The organism is Sutcliffiella sp. FSL R7-0096, assembly GCF_038595065.1.
Classification (GTDB): Bacteria; Bacillota; Bacilli; order Bacillales; family Bacillaceae_I; genus Sutcliffiella_A.
The window spans coordinates 2,222,821-2,244,735 of record NZ_CP152003.1 but is presented as its reverse complement, the minus strand read 5'-3'; the positions used below and the strand labels follow the sequence as shown (position 1 = coordinate 2,244,735).

Genomic DNA, 21,915 nt, shown 5'->3' with positions numbered 1-21,915 from the left:
GAGGGATAAGAACATGTTAACCGGATGGTTTTTATGGTTAATTTTATTTTGGGTTGTCACAATGGTCGGATTATTGGCCATCGGTGGATTTTTTATGTTTCGCAAATTCCTTAAACGGCTTCCAAAAGAAGATGGGAAATCGGAATTGGACTGGCAGGATTTCTATCTGAAAGAAACCCGTCATATGTGGCCGGAAGATCTTAAACTCCTGTTAGAGGAGCTCGTCTCACCTGTACCGGAACTGTTTCGTGATATCGCTAGACAGAAGATAGCAGGAAAAATTGGCGAAATAGCATATAGGGAAAAAGCAAACGAAATAACGAGAGAACATGTTATTCGCGGCTATATCCTCGCCACGCCGAAACGAGACCATAAGTTTCTTATAAAAAAACTGGAACACCTCAATATTGATCGCGCACCATATCAGCATTTATTCTAAGGAAAAAACCTCGGTTTGTTATACCGAGGTTTTTATCGTTGGAGGAATGGCTCCACTCTCTATCTTCTTGTATTTGATATACATTGCAACTCTCCATGGAACAATCATGCCGAAAGCAAGCAACCAAAACATCCCGGTCAACTCTCCGATATCAATTTGAGTGCTCAGAACAAGCTTCAAAACAACCCTTATAGCCAATAGTCCAAGTAAAATAAAAACGAATGCCTTCGAACGCTTTAAGTATATGTCATTATCTTTCATCTCAAATTTGGAGGTTTTAATTAGAAATATCGAAAAGATCGCTCCAACTGTCAAAGCTTCCAAGACTTGTAGCGGGGAAACTCGGAATTCAGGAAATAGGAACATCAGTGCACCTGTACTCATGAAAATGGGAGGCAATACAATTTTTTTCACTGAAGAAGGTTTTTTCGCAGCCTTCATCCTGATAAACAATACAAGAAGGGCCATACATACTGCGAAAATCGTAGATAGTACTGTATTCACTTTAATCATCCTCTGTTTTCACAACTTTTAACCTCTTACTATTATACCGAAAAAGAGAAATTTTAAAAGTCATATCTTGGCTTTTACAACTTCCCCCTTATAAAAATAAACTACCCCCTCCCAAATAAGGAGAAGATAGTTCATTGTGTTATCCCATGACTCTTTTAACTGCTTCCAAAACCCTGCTTTCATCAAAGGGCTTTACGATGAAATCTTTTGCACCTGCTTCAATCGCTTCCACAATCAAGCGCTGCTGCCCCATTGCTGAGCACATGATAATTTTCGCTTTCGGAAAATCCTTCACTATTTCACGAACAGCTTCAATTCCGTTCATTTCAGGCATGGTAATATCCATTGTAACGAGATCAGGCTGATGATCCCGATAGAGTGAAACTGCATCTCTTCCATTCTCTGCTTCACCGATAACAGTGTGGTTAGATTTAGTTAAAATGTTTCCAATTGTTAGCCTCATAAACTTTGCATCATCCACTACTAAAACGTTAGCCACCGCAGAGTCCTCCTTATGTCCTATAAAAAAGTTTTAAATTTCCTTTATTCCCAATTTTAACTTTACTCTTTTCAGACATAAGAATCAACTAAAATATCACACAATTTAAAATCCTGTAAATCCTCCGGTAATTGCCGTCAGCCACACTATTATTTTGGTCAACCAATCAAAGAATAACAGAATACCCATGAAAATCATGGTATATCCTCCGACTTTCATGATTAAGACATGATTGCGCCTGATCCAGGACAATTTTCCAATAAAGAAAGAGAGGATGAAGAACGGAATTGCAAATCCCAATACATAAGCAGTCATGTATAATACACCGGATCCTGGATTTGCTGCTGCCAAAGCCATGACAGACACAAGAATCGGACCTGTACAAGGTGTCCATCCTGCGGCAAAAGCCATACCTATCAATACTGTACCAATGTACCCGGTAGGTCTATTCTTAAAGGAGAGCTTTTTATCTGTCATCAGGAATTTAGGCTGAAATACCCCAAGTATGACAAGTCCAAAAAAGATGATCAGGATGGCTCCAATCTGGCGGATTAAATCATTGTACTGGACAAAGAATTGCCCCAAGAATGATGCACTGAATCCTAACCAGATAAAGATGATGGAAAAGCCCAATAAGAAGAACACTGTATGTAAAATACTCCTGCTACGCAACATACCCTTTTCGTCTTTCAATTCTCCTACCGACACACCTGTTATATAGGAGAGAAAAGCAGGGTAAATTGGTAGCGTACAAGGGGAGATGAACGATAAAAAACCCGCCCCAAACGCCAAAAAAAGCGTAACATCTGCAGACATAGTATCACTACTCCTATTCAATTATAATTAATATAGTAACAGAAAACGTTCGAAAACATACCCCCGCTTTATAATAATCTATGACGAAACCGTGACAGTATTGCCTAGTTATTTTTCACTAGTTTGACAATTATTAAAGTCCCATTAACTTGAAATTTTCCTTTGTATTGCCTCCTAAATTCTAGTATAATGATGTTACGAATTGGAAGAAGGAAGGATACTCAACTTTGGCTACTAAACAAGAACTATTAAATCTAATTGAAAAAAAGCGAACGGAACTCATTGACATTGTGGCAAAATACGGAATGTCTTCTTCTAAAACGCTAAAGCTCAGCCAGGAATTGGACACGCTTCTAAACAAGTATAACCATATAATTGTCCCCAAATAATACATAGGAATAAAGTGAGCTTATAGCTTGGTTTACTGACCCCCTTCTCATGGTGAGGAGGGGGTTGTTTTTGAGTTTATACCATAAAAAATACACGGCCTAAAAATAGGCCGTGTTGACTCTTTTCAAGGGTGAATGACCGCATCCTCCACTTTATCAGGATGGCCGTTTTGGAGAAGAAACATCTTGTAGTATAAACCTTCTTGATTCAATAATTCCTGATGTGTTCCTCTCTCCACAATCTCTCCTTGGTGAAGGACCAGAATTTGATCGGCATCTTGTATGGTAGAAAGTCGATGAGCAATCGCTATCGTCGTTCGCCCTTTCCTCATTTTCTCAAGTGCCGTCTGGATTGCTTCTTCTGTTTCTGTATCTATGTTTGCGGTGGCCTCATCTAATACTAGAATCTTAGGTTTGGTTGCAATGGTCCTTGCAAAAGCAACCAACTGCCTTTGACCACTTGAGAAAGTTGCCCCTCTTTCCACTACCAGCTGTTCATATTGTTCTGGCAGGTTTTCAATAAACGAGTCTGCCTGCACGAATTCTGCCGCTGCTATAATTTCATCATTTGAAATGGTGGGATCATGAAGCCGGATGTTATGGCTGATTGTACCATAAAAAAGAAATGGATCCTGCAGAACAAGCCCCATCTTTTTACGAAGCTCCTGATCATCAAAGTACTTTAGTGGAAATCCATCAATAAGGACTTCTCCTTTTTCTATTTGGTAGAATCTCATTAAAAGGTTGATAATGGAACTCTTCCCGCTACCGGTGTGACCAACCAACGCTACTGTTTCCCCAGGCTTCGCTGTGAAAGATATATCTTTTAATACATCACGCTTGCCATCGTATGAGAAAGTCACATTCTTAAATTCTATCTCACCAGCTGTGATAGCCGGAGAACTTAGCGATTTTTCTGCTGTTGGGGCAAGCTCTTTTTCATCCAGAAGATGAAATACCCTTGATGCGGAAACGATGGCCTGTTGGTACATGGAAAGCCTCATCATCATTTGATTCACTGGCTCAAAGAATCTACCTAAGTAATTAACGAACGCATAGAGTACTCCAATTTCGATGACATTCCCTATAGAGGAAATACCAAAATAACTCAACACTAATATTAAAGATAATACATAAACAAAATCGATGGCCGGACGCAACAGAAGCCCGTCAAGCTTGATATTCTTCACACCAGCCTGATAGTGTGCCTCATTGATATCCGCGAACTCCTTCCGAAGCCTTCTTTCTTGTCGGAATACTTGAATGATAGCCATCCCTTGCAAAGATTCATTCAGCTTGGCGTTAAGTTGACTGAGTCTTTCTCGCATATCCGCATAAAACCTGGAACTGAAATGGCGGTAAGTTGCCATGATTGCGAAAATGATGGGGATGATTAGCAAACAGAAAATGGCCAATTGTACATTCAACAAGAACATAGCAATAAATATTCCGATTAGAAACACGCCATTTTGAACAAATGTTGAAATGACACTCACAAACATATCCTTGATCGCTTCGGTATCATTGGTAACCCTTGAAACAATACTTCCTCCAGGAGTTTTATCAAAAAATTTCAACCCGAGAGTCTGTACCTTTGCGAAAATGTCTATCCTGAGTTCTTGTATAATTTTCAATGATATTTCTTGGAATTTCAAAAGTTGAAAATAAGTTATGATCACTTTTGCAATTAAAATTCCAATATATAAAGATGCAAGTGTAACAATCGGGCCATTTTCCATCACTTGAGGTGTTAAATAATCATCAATGAACACCTTGATGATCAAGGGACCTACTATTTCCCCAATGGTGGCGAGGACGAGTAAACTGAATGCAAAAATAAATTGTTTGGTATGTGGTTTGGCATATCCTAAAAGTCTCTTAAGGACCTGCCTTTGTTCTTTTGCCGTTATTGTCTGATTGTTCATCTTCTAACCCCCATGCTCCACAAGGGACTCTAATGCTTGTCGATGATACATTTCCCTGTACCATCCTTCTTCTTCCATTAGTTGTCCATGCGCACCCTTCTGCACAATATGGCCATTTTCTAATACGATGATTGTTTGTGCATGTTGAATGGCACTTAAACGATGAGAGGTAATAATCGTTGTCTTGCCCTGTCGATTTTCCTTTAAAGCATGCAGGATGCTCTCCTCCGTTTTGGCATCCACTGCAGATAAAGAATCATCGAGAATTAAAATCTCCGGATCCATCAGCAGTGCCCTGGCTATGGACAAACGTTGCTTTTGTCCACCAGATAAGGAAACACCGCGCTCCCCCACCATCGTCTGATAACCGTCTGTGAATTGGATGATATCCTCATGAATATTTGCCAATTTGGCTGCCTGAATAATCTCTTCAAACGATGCTTCCGGTACCGCAAAAGCGATGTTATCTGCGATTGTGGCTGAGAACAGGAAATGATCTTGTGGCACATAACCAATTGCTTTTCTTAACGCTTCCAAGGAATATTTAGTTATAGGATTGGAGCCAACAAAGATATTACCTTGGATACCATCATACTCCCTGATCAGCATTTTCAGCAGTGTGGTTTTACCGCTACCAGTCTTTCCAACAATCCCTAATGTTTCTCCTTGTTTTAAATGAAAATGAATATCTTCAAGAAGGGCTTCCTCTTTTGTAGGATAGGTAAAGGCTTGAACATTATATTGAATATCTCCAGTAGGGACTGTTTCACTTGCGTCGTTAGCATTCATGATATCCACTTCTTCTCGCATTAGGGCGGAGACACGATCATAAGAGGCCCTACCTCGTTCCACGATATTGAAAAGCCAGCCAAATGCAAGCATCGGCCAGATCAAGAGGCCAAGATAGGTAGTGAATGCAATCAATTCCCCGATTGTCATTTCCCCCATCATGACATATCTCGAACCAAAAGCGATGGCAAGAAAGAAGGAAATACCGATGATCAACCCGATAGTAGGGTCAAATAGAGAATCTATTTTAGCTACCGTCACATTCTTTTTCACTACATCTTCTGCTTGTTTTTCAAATTCTTCAATTTCCTCTTTTGCTTGCCCGAAAGTTTTTACCACTTTAATTCCATTCACACTTTCCTGTACCTTATCATTTAACGATGAAAAGGCAGCCTGGGCTTTATGAAACGTTTTGTGCAACAAAGACCCGTAGTAATTTGTTGCCAGAGCCATGAAAGGAAGTGGAATGAGGCATATCAACGTCAGCTTCCAGCTTATTGTAGCTGCCATGGCGATTAAAACGAATCCACCCGTCATTAATGAATCAACAAGTGTTAAAACTCCTGCACCCGCAGTCTGTTGGATCGCTTGAAGGTCATTGGTGGAATGAGCCATCAAGTCACCAACACGTCGACGCTGATAGAAACTTGCGGACATTTTCGTAAAATGCTCATACAAATTATTGCGGAGTAATCTGGCTAGCCTCACTGCCGGACCAAAAATCAAGATCCTCCACATATAGCGTAAAATATAGACGATAATGGCAGTACCAAGGAGTACCAACATCAATGTTACAATGGTCTCTCTGGTTAGCGTCCCATCCACAATATGGTCAACCGTCATTCCCACTATTCTGGGTGGAATAAGCTCAAGAAATGCGACTATTGCAAGTAGAAGCACTCCTGGTAAATATGACTTGCGCTCCTGTTTAAAAAACCACCAAAGGTCTTTAAAAATACTCATGGTCTTTCCCCCGATTTTTCTCTCTCATTCTTTTTCAAAAGCTCTTTTCTCAATGATTGTTGTTATTTCTCAGTAAAAAGGCGGCAATTATATACTCTAAACCAGGCATGTAGTTAATTCTTTACAGCCGGGAAAGAGCATGCGGGTAAGAAATATTACGGTTGGTTGATAAGTACATCCAACACCAAAGTTTACGAAAATAGCCTTTTCAAATGTATGTACTGCAGTCTTCAACTATAACAGTTTAGCAAATATTCAAATATTTAGGAAGATACTTTTTTTATAGGGATTTATTTTTGTAGGGATAGTTAAGGGTTATTGATATGGATCAGCTTCGATTCTATGACTACTGGATTTCTTTGACGACTTCGGTTTCGGGATGCATTCGAGGACTATGACGACCGAATTCGCTTATTGTCTTCAGTTTCGGGACATACAACCCCTACTCACGCGTTTCCTCTTTTCTTCCTCATTCCGCGCTGCATCCGTTGCACACAGATACCACATCACATCCCCCGAACCAAAAGAAAAAGCACCCACATCACTGGAGTGCCTTCTCATTTATTTCATTTGCTTATTCATCGCAGACATCATTTGATTAATTTTCTTTTGGGATGGTTTCATTCCCATTTGCATCATCATCACGCGAAGCATTTGCTCATTAATTGGTGGATTTTTCTTTAAGTAAGTCATCATGTACTTACGAGCGATGAAAAATCCTAGTGCAACCCCAGCAATTAGTGCTAGAACTACAAAAAGAATCCAAATCCATGTTGCCATCAAAAATTTCCTCCTCAAAACTAGGTCTACCAATGTAGTGTACTAAACTAGAACCTATTATACAACATTTTCCGATAGATTTCTCCACCAATCAAACAAATTTTCTTTGTTTGATTGGTTGCAACCAACCATAACGATTGGAGCTGGTGTCAATTGCAAGGAAGTATGGTGCCTGTTTCCTGATGATTTCAAAGAAAATGGCTTCTGCTTCAAAAGAACCTGTGGAGGAGAGCTTTAAATACTTTTCAAAGATGGAAAGCTTTGCAGTTGAGTCAACTTTTTCTATTTGATGCTGATAGGCCACTCGTTTGTAGCCAGCGCTGTTTTTGAGTGCATGTTCCAAAGACTGTTGAAGCGGGAAGGTGGGAATTGGGATGGTGACATAATCCACTTGTTGTTTGATTATAGAATGAAGTGGTTCCTCTTGTTCGTATTGTTGAAAGAGTTGAAAAAGCTTTAATTCATTACCGGAATAATGCTTGGCTACTTCTTCCTCTATTAAATAGATCATGTATTGACGCAAACGAAACCCTCCTATCACTTCTTTCTTTTTATTATAGTGAATCTTAAGGAAGAGTTTTGTCTTATAGTGTAGTTGGCAAGGGGCTATTTTTAGCGGATGTTGTCGAAATGCAAAAAAAGAAAGCAATGCCGTGATGAGGCATTGCTCTCTTTCTATTTTACACAACCATTATTTATCAAGTAGTGCTTTCACTCTAGCAACTACATTTTCAGTAGTAAATCCGTATTCTTTCATAATGCGCTCACCAGGTGCTGAAGCTCCAAATCCGTTGATAGCTAGGATATCCCCTTCGTCTCCAGTATAGCGTTCCCACCCAAGTGGAGTTGCCATTTCAATACCCAGACGTTTTTTTACGTCTTTAGGTAATACAGAGTTTTTGTATTCTTGAGATTGCTGCTCAAAGCGATCCCATGACGGCATGCTGACAACAGAAACATGAATGCCATCTTGCTGTAATGCTTTTTGCGCTTCAATAGCAAGACCAACCTCGGATCCAGTTGCAAGGATAAGGGCATCCGCTATGTCTTTCCCAGCTTTGGAGATGACATATGCACCTTTACGTACGCCTTCTAGAGCTGTCTCATCCGTTCCTTTGATCGTTGGAAGGTTTTGACGAGTCAACACAAGAGCCGTCGGTGTTTTCTCGGATTCCAGTGCAACTTTCCATGCAGCTGCCGTCTCGTTTCCATCTGCAGGACGAATGACACTTAGGTTAGGCATTGCACGTAATGATGGAAGCTGTTCGATTGGCTCATGGGTAGGTCCATCTTCTCCAACAGCAATGGAGTCATGTGTGAACACATATGTGACAGGCAGTTGTTGAAGAGCTGCCAATCGAATAGCAGGACGCAGATAATCAGAGAATACAAAGAATGTACCTCCATACACTTTCAAACCACCGTGTAGCGCCATACCGTTCATGGCTGCACCCATTCCAAATTCACGTACACCAAACCAGATATTGCGGCCACTGTAATCTTCAGCAGTAAAATCTGCTTCATTTTTAATATTTGTTTTATTTGATCCAGCCAAGTCAGCCGATCCACCAAAGAAGTAAGGTACTTGTTTTGCAATGGCATTTAGAACTTCTCCAGAAGATGCGCGGGAAGCCAGGCTTTTTCCTTCTTCATAAACTGGAATTTCAGAATCCCAACCTTCAGGAAGCTCACCTTTCATCGCTGCGTCTAGTTGTTTTCCAAGCTCAGGATACTTAGCTTTATACGCATCAAACAGCTCATTCCATTCCGCTTCCGCTTTAGCACCTTTTTCAGCTACTGTTTCACGGAAATGTGTATATACTTCTTCTGGAACATGGAAGTCGTTCTCGAAAGTCCATTTGTATGCTTCTTTCGTCAATTTCAACTCATCTGATCCAAGTGGAGCACCATGAACATCAGATTTACCTGAACGATTTGGTGAACCATAACCGATAGTTGTTTTCACTTCGATCATTGTTGGGCGAGACAGATCACTCTGTGCTTCTTCCACTGCCGCTGAGATTTCCTCTAAGTTGTTTCCATCCTCCACGCGGATATACTGCCAGCCATATCCTTTAAAACGCATTTCAATGCTTTCAGAGAAGGAACGATCTAAATCACCATCAAGTGAAATATCATTGGAATCATAAAGGACAATGAATCGGCCCAATTTGAGATGGGATGCCAGGGAAGCTGCTTCTCCGGAAACACCCTCCATTAAATCACCATCTCCACAAATGCTATATGTAAAGTGATTTACCAATTCCATGCCTTCTTTGTTATATGTAGCTGCAAGGTGGCGCTCTGCCATTGCCATGCCAACACCCATTGCAATACCTTGTCCAAGAGGACCAGTTGTGGCGTCTACCCCAGGAGTATGTCCAACTTCAGGATGACCGGGAGTTTTGCTTCCCCACTGACGGAATTCTTTCAAGTCCTCCATGGATACATCGTATCCGCCTAGATGCAAAAGGCTATAAAGCAGCATGGAACCATGACCCGCAGATAGTACAAAACGGTCTCTATTGAACCAATTTGGATTCTTTGGATTGTGATTCATGAACTTTGTCCATAAAGAGTATCCCATTGGCGCAGCGCCCATAGGCATACCTGGATGGCCGGAATTTGCTTTTTCAATTGCATCGATAGATAGTGTACGAATTGTGTTAATGGAAAGTTGATCTATTTGTTGTGTCATCTTTTCCACCCTTTCTCTTTTATACTTATTTTTATTGGAAAAATTCTATTTTATCATAGATAGTATGTTCCAATGTTCTGAAAAAAAGCGTTTAATGCTTTAAATTCTTTTTTGTTTCTTTCAATTTTTCAGGCGTGACATCATTTCCTTCCGGATCCACAACCGTTACCCCCTGGAGAGTATTTTCCATGGAAGCACGGAACGTCTTGATATATTCCTGACGAAGCTTTTGTTGTTCTGCTGTTTCTTCCTTCGTAAGACCTTCGCTTTTGGCCTTTTTGGAGAGTGCGTTAATTCTTGCGATTTTTTCTTTTGATAGCATAGAAAACTCCTTCTTTCTTCCTTGTGAAGATATGCTTTTATCTTACTAGAGCGGTTCTTTTTTTACAAGCAAACCGGTGTCGCTCTCTTCTATATATTCCCGATACCGTCTGTTTACAGTCGCCTTAGACACATCATACCCAAGGCCTCTTAAAGTGGCAGCGATTTCATGAAAAGTCAGCTTGTTTTTTCGTAGCCTCACAATCTCTTCTATAGGCACATCAATTTTATCCCTTCCAGGGCTCATGTGTAGGTTTGTGAGGTTTTTGGTAGGATCATATCCACTTTTAACTGCCCGTTGCATGCCCCGTTTTATTTTTAAATTATGTAACTTTCTTTGGTATTCCTCTACAATGGCCACAATATCCATCACCATTGAATCAGAATCAGATAATCTCAATTCTCCATTATCTGTTATTGAAAATATCTTTATTTCATGTTTCCGCAACCAATGTAAAAATGCGATTTTGGCATTTCCTCTGCCAAGCCTTGTTTCATCCTGAATTAGCAGCACATCAACATGCTCACTTGAAATAAGCTCGATTATTTGGAAAACCCCTTCACGATCCAAGTCATAGCCGCTCGCTTGTTCTTCCACTACTTGGATAACTTCAATACCTCGATTTGCCGCTAAAGATACTAATTCTTCCCTTTGACGGGTTAGCGAAGTTTCTTGTGTGTCTTTTTTGGTACTCACACGGCAATATATGATTCCCTTCATGTACGTTTTCCTCCACCATTCTTTTAAACTATTTGGCTCTTTCCTTCATAGATTGTTGCCATTCAACAATAAAAAGTCGTCAATTGGAGCTTTTATTGTTACTTTTACTAAAATAGGCAGGTAGTCTATTCAGTACCGCTGAGAAAAGAGCACGACAGTAAGGATTATTACGGCTAGTTGAAAATACGAAAAAGCGACAAAGTATACGATGATAGCCTACTATAATTATCAAGCGAACGTATATTCTTGTCAATAATTCGAACTTATGTTTGTATTTTTGATGAAAAGATGCTATACTGATAACAATATAAATGATAGAGGTGCGGAATATGAAACTATCAAAAAGGCAACAGGACATATTGGATTACATAAAAAAAGAAGTCCAAGCAAAGGGATATCCACCATCCGTCCGTGAGATTGGTGAAGCGGTTGGACTTGCTTCCAGTTCCACTGTTCACGGTCATCTTGCACGACTTGAAAGCAAAGGGCTCATTCGCCGGGACCCAACGAAACCAAGAGCCATTGAAATTATGGAAGATGAACTTGTACCGAAGATTTCTGCAGTCAATGTACCAATCATCGGTAAAGTAACTGCCGGACAACCGATTACAGCCATTGAGAATGTGGAAGACTACTTCCCACTTCCTGACCGCTATGTTGCACCTGACGAGCAGGTTTTCATGCTTGAGGTTATGGGAGACAGTATGATAGAAGCAGGGATCCTTGATGGGGACTACGTTATTGTTCGCCAACAACAGTCCGCTAACAATGGGGACATCGTAGTGGCAATGACCGAAGAGGATGAAGCTACCGTTAAACGTTTCTTTAAAGAAAAAGATTATATCCGATTACAACCTGAAAACTCCACATTAGAACCAATCATTGTTCGCAATGTGAGTATTCTTGGTAAAGTGATTGGTGTGTACCGTAATATCCATTAAAAAAAGCCGACCATCGGCTTTTTTTCTTATTAATATTTCCTTAAGAAAATTTTATTTGGTTAATCAAGTGTTTCGCTTGGACGTTATTTAAGTTCATGTTTTCCATTTTTCACTTCGGTAAATAAATTTCCCTCTTTCTCATTATTTATTCGACTTGGTTTGATTGTGGGGTCAATCATTATTTTTAAGAGCTGGATTTCCTGATAGAGGAGATTCCAATCCTTCTTTGTTATCGGCTTTGCTTGTTCTGTTAATTCAAACCCTATTTGTCCGTTCGGTTCGAGTGTGGCCCACTTTACATCACTTATACTAGAAATACTATTTTGTCTAAGTTTCATCTCCAATTGATCAATGGTAAACCTTAATTTTTTCAAAGTTTTTTCATTTAGGTTTCCATTTTCTATCAGTATTTTCGCCTTACCAGTAATCAACTTCTCAAAAATGTCTGATTTTAGTTGCAAGAACTCCATCAACACAAGTGTTACCACAAGTGTGATCCCCACCCCGAATGTCACCCAAATACTCCTTCCTGCTAAAGGTTGAATTAACAAGGAACCTATACCAATCATAATTACCACTTGGGCCAAAGTCATTTGGGATATGGATTTTCTACCTGCAATCCTTAATAAGAATGTGCCAATGATTGTTATCAAAATAGCTTTCCAAATCCAATTTAAATCCATTGTATTGTCACCCCATCGAAATACTATGTCCTTATAATAATCATTTCACAGTAATTTATTCAGGTGACAATCTATGAAATTAAGAAAGTTGGCTCCCGTCTGCCAAGTTAACCCTTATAAAGTCAGCAATAAAATGGTTATAATCAAAATCCATCACTATATAATGTTCAAGTTCAGGCTCTTTATAGACCATCCTTAAATCTGCTATACTTTGCCCTCTGCTTCCGTCCACAATCGCAACCCTTACATCTCTCTTGATTGTATATGTTTTATCCCTGTTTATTAGATAGTAAAGAGTGAATGCATCATGCACTGGCGAACCATCTATACCTGGCAGCACCTGGTCGTAGAATGCAGCATAATAATTAGTGACGGCTGGAATCAAATATTTGTAGGGGCTGCTCGTATGATTAAAAATGAATGTCGCAATATCCCTTGTCACTATGGCCCTATTTGTTACATTGAGTGGGGTAATGTATACCTTTTTCGCCTTGTTCAAGATAGCCGAAGTGGCAATGGGATCACCCCAAAAGTTCGCCTCCGCAACATCTGTCACATTTCCGGGAACCATGAATGCTCCCCCCATGAGGTACACCTCCTTTACCTGCTCCATAAGTTCAGGTCGGAGGTTGTAGGCGAAAGCAAGGGTGGTTTGTCTCCCCACATCCACAATTACAATGTCTTCTATATTCCTCTCTATAATTTCAAACATGAGCTCAAATGGACTAACATCAGCTTGAAAATCCTCTGGCGGTATTATTGGTCCCAGCCCCTGAGGTCCGTGAATCTCGGGGTAAAAGGTTGTATGAATCCCACTTAGGGGTTGGGAAGCTCCCCTAATTACCGGAATATCAGACCTTCCTGCCAGTTCCAATAGATAGGCAGCGTTCCTTGTTGCATCGAACACTGAGACATTTCCATACCCTGTCACAATTCCCATCAGATCTATTTCAGGATGAAGCAATGCATAGATAATTGCTAATGAGTCGTCAATTCCGGGATCTGCAAAAAGTAATATCTTCATTCTATTCACCTCCATTTAGGCATTTTGACTTTCAAATTAAATAACAAAAACCAAGGTGATGTCACCTCGGTCCCACATATACATTACTTCACCCTACTTCTAGCTTTTTCTGTCCAGTCATTGTCCTTCCACCATGCAATAACCGCCGCCACAGAAGTCCAGATTATACTAAATAATTGCTCCAACTGCGCTTCCGTAAAAGGTAACGGTGATTTCCCGTAAACGACCAACAATTGGTTAAGAAGAGCAAATGCCAGAAACACTATTCGGAACCATGCACCTTTAGAAACCGGTCTGATTTGTCTTTGTTCTGTCATAGTACAATCCCCCTCTCAATTATTTTGGCGTAAGTGGCTTTACTGATATAGCCAATGATGATGTGGAAACCAAACAGCCTTTTATATCCTCTTCTTTTAGAAGGTTCAGCTTTATGGCGGCTTTGATTTTTGCATCGTCAGGCTTTTTGACAGTCTTTATTAATTCATTCATGCTCAGAGCTTCAAGCTTAAGGACCGTTTCATCCGAATACCTTTCTGATACCCTGACCTGTCTTTGCAGCTTGTACCCTCCCATAATCACTTCAGCTTTTTCATCCGCTCCAAAGCTCTTGTCAAAATAAAGATGAAATCGTTCCTTCAGCTCTTCCATCTCTTTCTCTATTTCTTTCTTCTGTTTATTGCACTCATAATACTTTTCTATCATTTCAGCAGTTACGGTAGGATGATTCACTTTTGCCATATAGCCACTCCTTTGTACACTTACTACTAAAGCATATTTGATTAAAAGGGATATTATGACAGAACAAAAATCACAAAACATAAAAAACCTTTACACGAGTATGTGCAAAGGTTCACACTGTTGACAAACTATAAACTAGTTAGGCTATCTGTTGGAAGAGTTGATCTTTGTTGCAGGAGCTTCGTTTCCGCGGGCAGTCCGGTAGCCTCCTCGGGCTACTGGGAGGTCTTCCATGTCCTTTCCTCCCGCATGACAATGAAGACTTCGACAGCAATTCATCACACGAAGAAAATGCGTAAGCATTTTCGAGGAGTCTTCGATCCTTCCACTGCGATCAACTAGAGAATTTTATTATTTTAATCTGCCGACTACATTTTGTACTCCCGATTAAATTTTGATTTAGTTCCTTCAGCTTAGTTTTGGAGAAAAAGCTTGATCGACCAATTAAACAAATATGGGTAAAATCGATAATATAGTTTGTTGTACAATTAGGTTATATAATTAATACCGTTTGCTGATACATTAGAAGAGAATTAAGACAATTGAATCTTTTACCAACAGTGTGGACTTTCCAATTTTAAGCGTTTTATTAATTTGATTACATGGATGTCAATACCACTTTGAATATGCACCACCAGTAGTAAAAACTCCAACCTTACTACTTATAATCTAAATGCTATTCACTTTCACTTTATTTCTACATTTACATATTCTAATATGACAACAAAATGCCCCCTCACAATATTAAAAGACTTAACCTGAAGTCGTATATTGCCTTAACGACTTTCAGGCTTTTTTTGTTGCACATTTTCTCTGAGATTTTTTAATTAAAAATCCTACAAATTCACTATATGCTTATCCATATACATAAAATGGGTTTTTATCCATGTACCAAAATCCCATTAGGTAATACACTATTATTAAGCAGCAGGTTTACTGCATGTTTAATAATAGCTAATTGAAAGGGTGGAAATTTAATGTCATTTTATTATGAATATAAGAAGAAGTCTTCAAATTGTGAACATACAAAAAAATGTAAAAGCTGTGGATCTAAAGATTCAGCTTGTTCTTGCAACTTTACTAACCATACAAGTATGGCGCCAGTAAATAGCACCTGTACGTTGGTTAATTCCGTTGTATGTTCAAAAATGGTACAAAAGGTTGCAGAAATAACGCTTCCAATAACAGCATTTGCTGGATTAGGAGTTCTCGATGATATTGTTTCTATTAATGTCGTTCCAAATTTGAGTGAAATAACCCAAAATGCCAGAATTATTCAAGATAAGGTGGTTAACATTGGGCTTGTTCCTGCAACAATTACCATTTCTGTATTAGGTATTGCACCTATTATTCTTAATACAAGTTTACCTTTCCAAGCACACACAGATTGTCCTGGAGCTTGTCCTCAGGATGTGTTGCAAGAAACCCCACTAGAAGTAGAGGGGATATTTGTCCAACCGGGAGTACCGGTTCTCGACGCTGCAGGAATTACCCTAATTGAAGGAATTTTATTTAAAATTATATTACGCACTACCGCTACAGTTACCAGACCTATTATTGTAGATCAAAACGGTAACACGTGTGACGTGAACCCTAATCGTTGTCAAACACCAACTACTCCACCAACTTTTACACTTCCGTCAGGTCCAGGTACTACACTCTTTTAACTAGAATATCAAAATGGTGTTGTCAACTACTTGATAGAAAAGGTATTACAAATAGCGTAATGATTACCTAAAAATTTCAAGAATATATACGTCGACATAAGCCTTTCTAGTTAAAGAAGGGCTTATCCTTATTTTTTCAAACTACTCAGCAATTTCGGGTTCTGTGCTGCAGTACCCTTGTAATTTCTGATTCCATGTTGCTTGGCCATCTTCTCCCGTTTCGCATTAGAGGAATCTTGATTGATTAATAGAACTCAAGGAATCAACAATCCTATGTTTTTAAATTTCCTTTTGCTGAATTTGAGGTATTGTTCACAGTGTTCGGCACACCAGCAACTAACAGCACAATACCAACAACAATTGTATTGTTACTATCGAGGTTATTCCAAATATGGGTACACATACTGGTTCTTCTTCAAAATGCTATTAGAAACAGGAATGAGAAAAGGAGAAGTAGCTGCTCTTACTTGGAATGACATCGACTTATAAGAAGGTTTGATTCATATTAATAAAACACTTGATTCTCAGCTCAGCTGTACTTTGCGAGGATTTATTTGGAAATCCTAAGACATTCACTTCTAAAAAAACTATCACCATAAGGAAAAGCATTGTAAATAACTAAGTATTTCATCGTAATTTTCAAAATCAGAATAAAACTCGCCCTAGAAGAATCTTATCACCGCCACGATCTCAACCTTATATTATGTAGAAATGACGGTAACTTATTTTATGGGTATTTCATGGGTGCGCCCATAAAAATTCGATTTCAGCTAATAAACCCAATTAATTTAAAAACCCCTCAATACCAATCGTATCAAGGGGTTTCGCTTATTAATATTGAGTTAGATATTGATCTCTTTCCCATGGGTGAACCTGGGTGCGGAACATATCCCACTCGATTTCTTTTGCTTCAATGAAGTGCTCAAGTAAATGCTCACCTAGAGCAGCTTGGATAACTTCATTTGATTTTAATTCTTCAAGTGCAGCAGCAAGTGTTGCAGGAAGGTCTGCGATACCAGCAGCCACACGCTCTTCTTTGTTCATAACATAGATGTTGCGGTCGATCGGCTTTGGTGCTTCCAATTTATTTTTGATGCCGTCAAGTCCAGCTTGCAGTAATACAGCCATTGCAAGGTAAGGGTTAGCTGCAGGGTCTACACTACGAACCTCTACACGAGTGGAGATTCCCCGGGATGCCGGAATACGGATCAATGGGCTACGGTTACGGGCGGACCATGCAACATAACAAGGTGCTTCGTATCCAGGTACAAGACGCTTATAAGAGTTAACAGTAGGGTTTGTTACCGCTGTAAACGCTGTTGCATGCTTGATGATACCTGCGATGAAGTGTCTAGCGTTTTCACTCAATTCCAAGTCGCCATTTTGATCGTAAAACGCATTTTCGCCATTTTGGAATAAGGAAAGGTTACAGTGCATACCTGAACCGTTCACACCGAATAATGGTTTAGGCATGAATGTCGCATGTAAACCGTGCTTACGAGCAATCGTTTTTACAACAAGCTTGAACGTTTGAATATCATCACAAGCTGTAATGGCATTTGCATATTTGAAATCAATTTCATGTTGCCCTGGAGCTACCTCATGGTGGGACGCTTCAATTTCAAAACCCATTTCTTCTAGTTCAAGAACGATATCACGACGGCAATTTTCACCAAGGTCCGTTGGAGCTAAGTCAAAATAACCACCTTTATCATTTAGTTCTAATGTAGGTTCGCCTTTTGCATCTAACTTGAATAGGAAGAACTCTGGCTCAGGACCAACATTGAAATCAGAGAATCCTAGGTCTTCCATTTCTTTTAGCATACGCTTTAGGTTAGCACGAGGATCTCCTTCAAATGGAGTTCCATCTGGATTGTAAATGTCACAGATGAAGCGAGCAACTTTACCTTTTTCAGAAGTCCAAGGGAATACAACGAAAGTGTCAAGGTCTGGGTAAAGGTTCATATCGGACTCTTCGATACGTACGAAACCTTCAATGGAAGATCCATCAAACATCATTTTATTATCTAATGCTTTTTCTAATTGACTTACTGGAATCTCCACATTTTTGATCGTTCCCAGAATATCCGTAAATTGAAGACGGATATATTTTACATTTTCCTCTTGCACAATACGTTTAATATCCTCGTGTGTGTACTTAGCCATAAATAAGTTCCTCCTCGAAATTTTTACTATTATAGTTTTAATAAAAACTTACCAAAAAACTCAAAATAATTAATGGAAAAATCGGGACATGTCTCCTTGACGAAGACTCGTTCGATTATATCTTCCGGCTTGCATCATTTCCGCACGTAACAGTTTGCGTAGCTGGTCATCTGATAACTCTGGTTTTGCAGCCTCTTTTGTCACTTCCTGCGAAGGAGCTATCTGTTGTTGCTTGACTGCCATTAACTGTTTGATCCCCGCGATATTGACCTTCTGTTCAATGAGGTTTTTGATCTCTAATAAGGTATCTACATCATTGAAGGAAAATAGTCGGCGGTTTCCATCTGAACGTGCTGGAAACACAAGCTCATTTTCTTCATAATAACGGATTTGTCGAGCTGACAATTCCGTTAGTTGCATGACAATTCCTATTGGAAATAACGGCATTGAACGTCTGATATTGTCACTCACTACAAATCCTCCTTTCATCATTTCCTATGAAGTTACTCTTATTTTATGCGATGTTAGATAATCTGTCAAGATTATGTTAGGTTTTCTGACATCATTTTTAAATAAGACTATAATTCTAAGGAATAAAGGTGTGAAATGCGGCTTGCGACAAGTATGTATGAAGATTATTAATGTCCCTTTTATCTATAACCTGTTCCGCACATTTAAAAACATACCGTTTATTAGTTCTTACTCAAGCTTGCTCTCATACAACCCGTGATGACAATCTCAATCCAGTATCACCTTCGTGATTGTCCTCATCCCCCTCATAATGACTATCTCATCCCAGAATCATACTCGAGATTGTTCTCATACAACCCATAATGACAATCTCATCCCAGTATCACATTCGAGATTGTCCTCATCCCCCTCATAATGACAACCTCAACCAAGAATTATACTCGAGATTGTTCTCGTACAACCCATAATGACAATCTCAACCCAGTATCACATTCGAGATTGTCATCATCCTCCTCATAATGACAATCTCAACCAAGAATCACACCCAAGATTGTTCTCATCCCACTAATGCTGCACCCCTCAACCCAATATTCCGCTCAAAATTGTCTCTTCAACCCTCACTTGTCATAAAAAAAGCCCGGGATCCCCAAGGCTCATAACAAATTTTTTTTATTTATCTAATAATCCCTTACTAATCAAATGATCCACAGCACTACAAACCGCAATCTTAACATGTGAATATGTAAGTCCACCCTGGACATACGCAACATAAGGCGCCCTTATTGGACCATCAGCAGTCAGTTCAATACTAGCACCTTGGATAAATGTTCCCGCAGCCATGATGACATCATCTTCATATCCAGGCATGTAGTTGGCATATGGCGTAACGTGAGAATTGACAGGGGAAGCATATTGAATCGCCTGACAGAAGGCAATCATCTTCTCTTTATCATCAAACTGTACAGATTGGATCAAGTCAGTGCGGTGCGCATCCCAACTCGGGGAAGTATTCATTCCAAGCTCCTCCAACAAGGCGGCAGTGAACATTGCACCTTTCAACGCCTGTCCCACAACATGGGGAGCAAGGAAGAAGCCTTGATACATTTCCTGTAGGCTATATAGGCTCGCACCGGCTTCTGCACCGATTCCAGGGGAAGTCATCCGGTAGGAACAGGCTTCCACCAGTTCTTTTTTCCCAACGATATACCCACCTGTTTTGGCGATTCCTCCACCAGGGTTTTTTATCAGTGATCCTGCCATCAAATCGGCTCCAACATGACAAGGTTCCAAAAGCTCTACAAATTCCCCGTAACAGTTGTCTACAAACACTACCACATCTGGCTTGATTTCCTTTACAAAGCGGATCATTTCCTTTATTTCTTCCACTGTGAAGGAAGGACGAGTGGCATAGCCCTTTGAACGTTGTATGCCAATCATTTTTGTAGAAGGAGTGATGGCGTTACTGACGCTCTCCCAATCTATTCCACGATTATTTTTTAAATCGATGGTCTTGTAGCCTATGTTGTACTCTTTTAGAGACCCAACACCACTGCCCCTGATTCCTACGATTTCTTCAAGGGTGTCGTATGGCTTTCCTGTTATATAAAGCAATTCGTCTCCCGGACGCAACACTCCAAACAGAGCAATGGAGATCGCATGAGTTCCGGAAATTATTTGAGGTCGCACAAGCCCCGCTTCCCCGCCGAATACTTCTGCATAGATTTTCTCTAATGTATCTCGTCCTATATCATCATATCCGTAACCGGTTGATGGAATGAAATGAGAATCACTTACCCGATTTCCCTGAAAGCTTTTTAATACGCGGAATTGGTTCGTTTCTACATTTGCATCTACCTGATGAAAGCTTTCTTGGAGCGTCTCTTCAATCTTACGTACAATCGGTTCAATGACTTCCCCATGCTGTAATAAATGAAACATTTGTATTCTCCTCTATTTCTTCATTCTTTGTTGAATCACGGAAGCCAATTTTGAGTTATTAAAATAATAGCCTTCCACCGTATAACTTTCTTCCTCTTCTGTGAAGTCCAATTTTGTCAAGACTGTTTCTTGCTTCAATTGTGCAATCAATTTTCCTTCTGATGAAGGGACATTAATATGATAGGGATCCATTTGCACTTTTATTAATGATTCAATTTTGTCAGTCAACCTTTTTATGTCTTCCTTTTCGAGGGCGCTTATATGCAACATCTCTTCATTATATGCTGGTGTAAACCCCTCGGTCGTTTGATCCCTTTTATTATAGATTGTTAATACCGGAACTCCTTCTACTCCAAGCTCCTTCAGCAATTTATCCACTGTCTTCTCATGATTAACATGATCCGGACTTGAACTGTCTACCACGTGCAAAATCAAGTCCGCCTCTGTTACCTCCTCGAGTGTAGAGCGGAACGCCGCAACAAGGGAGGTCGGTAGGTCCTGAATGAATCCTACTGTATCTGTTAAAAGGGCGTGAAAGCCTGAGGGCAGCATGATTTTTCTTGTTGTGGGATCAAGTGTGGCGAACAAGAGGTTTTCCTCAAAAGTCCCAGCTTCAGTCAAACGGTTGAAAATGGTGGATTTACCCGCATTTGTATATCCCACCAGTGAAAGTTGAAAAGCTTGGTTACGCTTTCTACGCTCACGGTATCGTTCACGGTGACTGACGATGGAGGATAATTGTGTCTTGATATCCACAATTCTTCTATTGATATGTCTCCGATCCGACTCTAATTTCGTTTCACCCGGTCCTCTTGTTCCAATTCCCCCTCCTAGCCTGGACAATTCCACACCCTTCCCACCAAGACGTGGCAGTAGGTATTGAAGCTGAGCAAGTTCCACTTGGAGTTTACCTTCTTTTGATTTAGCACGCTGGGCGAAAATGTCTAAAATCAACTGAGTGCGATCTATGATTCTGGCATTCAGCACTTTGGAAAGGTTTCTGTTTTGACTCGGTGCCAATTCCCCATTGAATATAATAATCTCAGGTTCCAACTCTTCCTCAAGCTGGATAAGTTCTTCTATCTTCCCTTTACCTATATATGTAGCGGGGTGAACCCTTTCCCTCTTTTGGGTAAGTGAGACAATAACTTCCCCATTGGCTGTTTTCGTGAGGGATGACAGTTCATCCATCGAATAAAAAAATGTTTGGTCATCATCTTTTGGCAGTTGGCAACCTACCAGAATGACCCGTTCTTTGTCTTTGTTCAGTGTTTCGTTCAAATGCGTAACCCCTTTTTCTATAGAAAATGAATGTAAAGTTGAACAAGTTCTTATAATCATATCAAAATATACGTTTTTTCTCTATTAAATCCTTTAAAACTATTGCATTCCTACTGATTTCTATATAAAATCAGGAAGGCTTTTAATGTTTGA

At 39.8% G+C, this 21,915-nt stretch carries 22 protein-coding genes; 4 read left to right on the top strand and 18 right to left on the bottom strand.

Annotation, left to right across the window (positions count from 1 at the left end; all coding sequences use genetic code 11):
- Nucleotides 1–13: 13 nt before the first annotated feature.
- Entirely contained in the window at nucleotides 14–439 is a 426-nt protein-coding gene (locus MKY77_RS11315) for a DUF2621 family protein (RefSeq protein ID WP_339145909.1), read from the top strand.
- An 18-nt stretch (nucleotides 440–457) separates the two neighbouring features.
- On the opposite strand, the gene MKY77_RS11310 is transcribed toward MKY77_RS11315, so the two are convergent.
- From MKY77_RS11310 to MKY77_RS11300, 3 genes are all read right to left on the bottom strand, one after another.
- On the bottom strand, nucleotides 458–952 hold the full coding sequence (locus tag MKY77_RS11310; protein ID WP_339145908.1) for a cytochrome c biogenesis protein CcdC: 495 nt from the start codon (nucleotides 950–952) through the stop codon (nucleotides 458–460).
- A gap of 139 nt (nucleotides 953–1,091) precedes the next feature.
- Nucleotides 1,092–1,451: a response regulator gene (locus MKY77_RS11305; protein WP_064101016.1), complete on the bottom strand. Its 360-nt coding sequence runs from the start codon at nucleotides 1,449–1,451 to the stop codon at nucleotides 1,092–1,094.
- 105 nt (nucleotides 1,452–1,556) lie between these two features.
- Nucleotides 1,557–2,267 (bottom strand): cytochrome c biogenesis protein CcdA, encoded by a 711-nt coding sequence (locus tag MKY77_RS11300; RefSeq protein ID WP_339145907.1) that lies wholly within the window; start codon nucleotides 2,265–2,267, stop codon nucleotides 1,557–1,559.
- 227 nt (nucleotides 2,268–2,494) lie between these two features.
- Between MKY77_RS11300 and MKY77_RS11295 the strand changes: the two genes are divergently transcribed.
- The gene (locus MKY77_RS11295; protein WP_339145906.1) at nucleotides 2,495–2,656 is read left to right on the top strand and encodes an aspartyl-phosphate phosphatase Spo0E family protein; all 162 of its coding nucleotides are present in this window, start codon (nucleotides 2,495–2,497) and stop codon (nucleotides 2,654–2,656) included.
- 125 nt (nucleotides 2,657–2,781) lie between these two features.
- On the opposite strand, the gene MKY77_RS11290 is transcribed toward MKY77_RS11295, so the two are convergent.
- From MKY77_RS11290 to MKY77_RS11260, 7 genes are all read right to left on the bottom strand, one after another.
- On the bottom strand, nucleotides 2,782–4,581 hold the full coding sequence (locus MKY77_RS11290; protein WP_339145904.1) for an ABC transporter transmembrane domain-containing protein: 1,800 nt from the start codon (nucleotides 4,579–4,581) through the stop codon (nucleotides 2,782–2,784).
- A 3-nt stretch (nucleotides 4,582–4,584) separates the two neighbouring features.
- Nucleotides 4,585–6,333: an ABC transporter transmembrane domain-containing protein gene (locus MKY77_RS11285; RefSeq protein ID WP_339145903.1), complete on the bottom strand. Its 1,749-nt coding sequence runs from the start codon at nucleotides 6,331–6,333 to the stop codon at nucleotides 4,585–4,587.
- Nucleotides 6,334–6,894: 561 nt separating this feature from the next.
- Nucleotides 6,895–7,113: a YneF family protein gene (locus MKY77_RS11280; protein ID WP_339145901.1), complete on the bottom strand. Its 219-nt coding sequence runs from the start codon at nucleotides 7,111–7,113 to the stop codon at nucleotides 6,895–6,897.
- Nucleotides 7,114–7,204: 91 nt separating this feature from the next.
- Nucleotides 7,205–7,636: a sporulation inhibitor of replication protein SirA gene (gene sirA, locus MKY77_RS11275; protein ID WP_339145900.1), complete on the bottom strand. Its 432-nt coding sequence runs from the start codon at nucleotides 7,634–7,636 to the stop codon at nucleotides 7,205–7,207.
- A 168-nt stretch (nucleotides 7,637–7,804) separates the two neighbouring features.
- Entirely contained in the window at nucleotides 7,805–9,811 is a 2,007-nt protein-coding gene (gene tkt / locus MKY77_RS11270; RefSeq protein WP_339145899.1) for a transketolase, read from the bottom strand.
- 91 nt (nucleotides 9,812–9,902) lie between these two features.
- On the bottom strand, nucleotides 9,903–10,133 hold the full coding sequence (locus MKY77_RS11265) for a DUF896 domain-containing protein (RefSeq protein WP_339145898.1): 231 nt from the start codon (nucleotides 10,131–10,133) through the stop codon (nucleotides 9,903–9,905).
- 45 nt (nucleotides 10,134–10,178) lie between these two features.
- The gene (locus MKY77_RS11260; protein WP_339145896.1) at nucleotides 10,179–10,853 is read right to left on the bottom strand and encodes a recombinase family protein; all 675 of its coding nucleotides are present in this window, start codon (nucleotides 10,851–10,853) and stop codon (nucleotides 10,179–10,181) included.
- A gap of 329 nt (nucleotides 10,854–11,182) precedes the next feature.
- Here MKY77_RS11260 and lexA point away from each other — a divergent pair, with 329 nt between their 5' ends.
- The gene (gene lexA / locus MKY77_RS11255) at nucleotides 11,183–11,794 is read left to right on the top strand and encodes a transcriptional repressor LexA (RefSeq protein ID WP_010193459.1); all 612 of its coding nucleotides are present in this window, start codon (nucleotides 11,183–11,185) and stop codon (nucleotides 11,792–11,794) included.
- 83 nt (nucleotides 11,795–11,877) lie between these two features.
- Here lexA and MKY77_RS11250 read toward each other — a convergent pair whose 3' ends face one another.
- The 4 genes from MKY77_RS11250 to MKY77_RS11235 all read right to left on the bottom strand — a co-directional run bounded on the left by MKY77_RS11250 (nucleotide 11,878) and on the right by MKY77_RS11235 (nucleotide 14,239).
- On the bottom strand, nucleotides 11,878–12,477 hold the full coding sequence (locus MKY77_RS11250) for a DUF421 domain-containing protein (RefSeq protein ID WP_339145895.1): 600 nt from the start codon (nucleotides 12,475–12,477) through the stop codon (nucleotides 11,878–11,880).
- 79 nt (nucleotides 12,478–12,556) lie between these two features.
- Nucleotides 12,557–13,501 (bottom strand): nucleoside hydrolase, encoded by a 945-nt coding sequence (locus tag MKY77_RS11245; protein WP_339145894.1) that lies wholly within the window; start codon nucleotides 13,499–13,501, stop codon nucleotides 12,557–12,559.
- Between the two features lie 83 nt (nucleotides 13,502–13,584).
- Nucleotides 13,585–13,818 (bottom strand): phage holin, encoded by a 234-nt coding sequence (locus MKY77_RS11240; protein WP_339145893.1) that lies wholly within the window; start codon nucleotides 13,816–13,818, stop codon nucleotides 13,585–13,587.
- A 19-nt stretch (nucleotides 13,819–13,837) separates the two neighbouring features.
- The gene (locus MKY77_RS11235; protein ID WP_339145892.1) at nucleotides 13,838–14,239 is read right to left on the bottom strand and encodes a hypothetical protein; all 402 of its coding nucleotides are present in this window, start codon (nucleotides 14,237–14,239) and stop codon (nucleotides 13,838–13,840) included.
- Between the two features lie 977 nt (nucleotides 14,240–15,216).
- Here MKY77_RS11235 and MKY77_RS11230 point away from each other — a divergent pair.
- Nucleotides 15,217–15,906, top strand: coding sequence for a hypothetical protein (locus MKY77_RS11230; protein WP_339145891.1), 690 nt, complete (start codon nucleotides 15,217–15,219; stop codon nucleotides 15,904–15,906).
- An 831-nt stretch (nucleotides 15,907–16,737) separates the two neighbouring features.
- On the opposite strand, the gene glnA is transcribed toward MKY77_RS11230, so the two are convergent.
- From glnA to hflX, 4 genes are all read right to left on the bottom strand, one after another.
- On the bottom strand, nucleotides 16,738–18,072 hold the full coding sequence (glnA, locus tag MKY77_RS11225; protein WP_339145889.1) for a type I glutamate--ammonia ligase: 1,335 nt from the start codon (nucleotides 18,070–18,072) through the stop codon (nucleotides 16,738–16,740).
- 69 nt (nucleotides 18,073–18,141) lie between these two features.
- The gene (locus MKY77_RS11220; protein WP_339145888.1) at nucleotides 18,142–18,543 is read right to left on the bottom strand and encodes a MerR family transcriptional regulator; all 402 of its coding nucleotides are present in this window, start codon (nucleotides 18,541–18,543) and stop codon (nucleotides 18,142–18,144) included.
- Nucleotides 18,544–19,212: 669 nt separating this feature from the next.
- A complete protein-coding gene (locus tag MKY77_RS11215) occupies nucleotides 19,213–20,481 on the bottom strand; it encodes a methionine gamma-lyase family protein (RefSeq protein WP_339145886.1) in 1,269 nt (422 codons plus the stop codon).
- A 12-nt stretch (nucleotides 20,482–20,493) separates the two neighbouring features.
- Complete coding sequence (hflX, locus tag MKY77_RS11210; RefSeq protein WP_339145885.1) at nucleotides 20,494–21,762, bottom strand: GTPase HflX; 1,269 nt, start codon at nucleotides 21,760–21,762, stop codon at nucleotides 20,494–20,496.
- Between the last annotated feature and the right edge of the window lie 153 nt (nucleotides 21,763–21,915).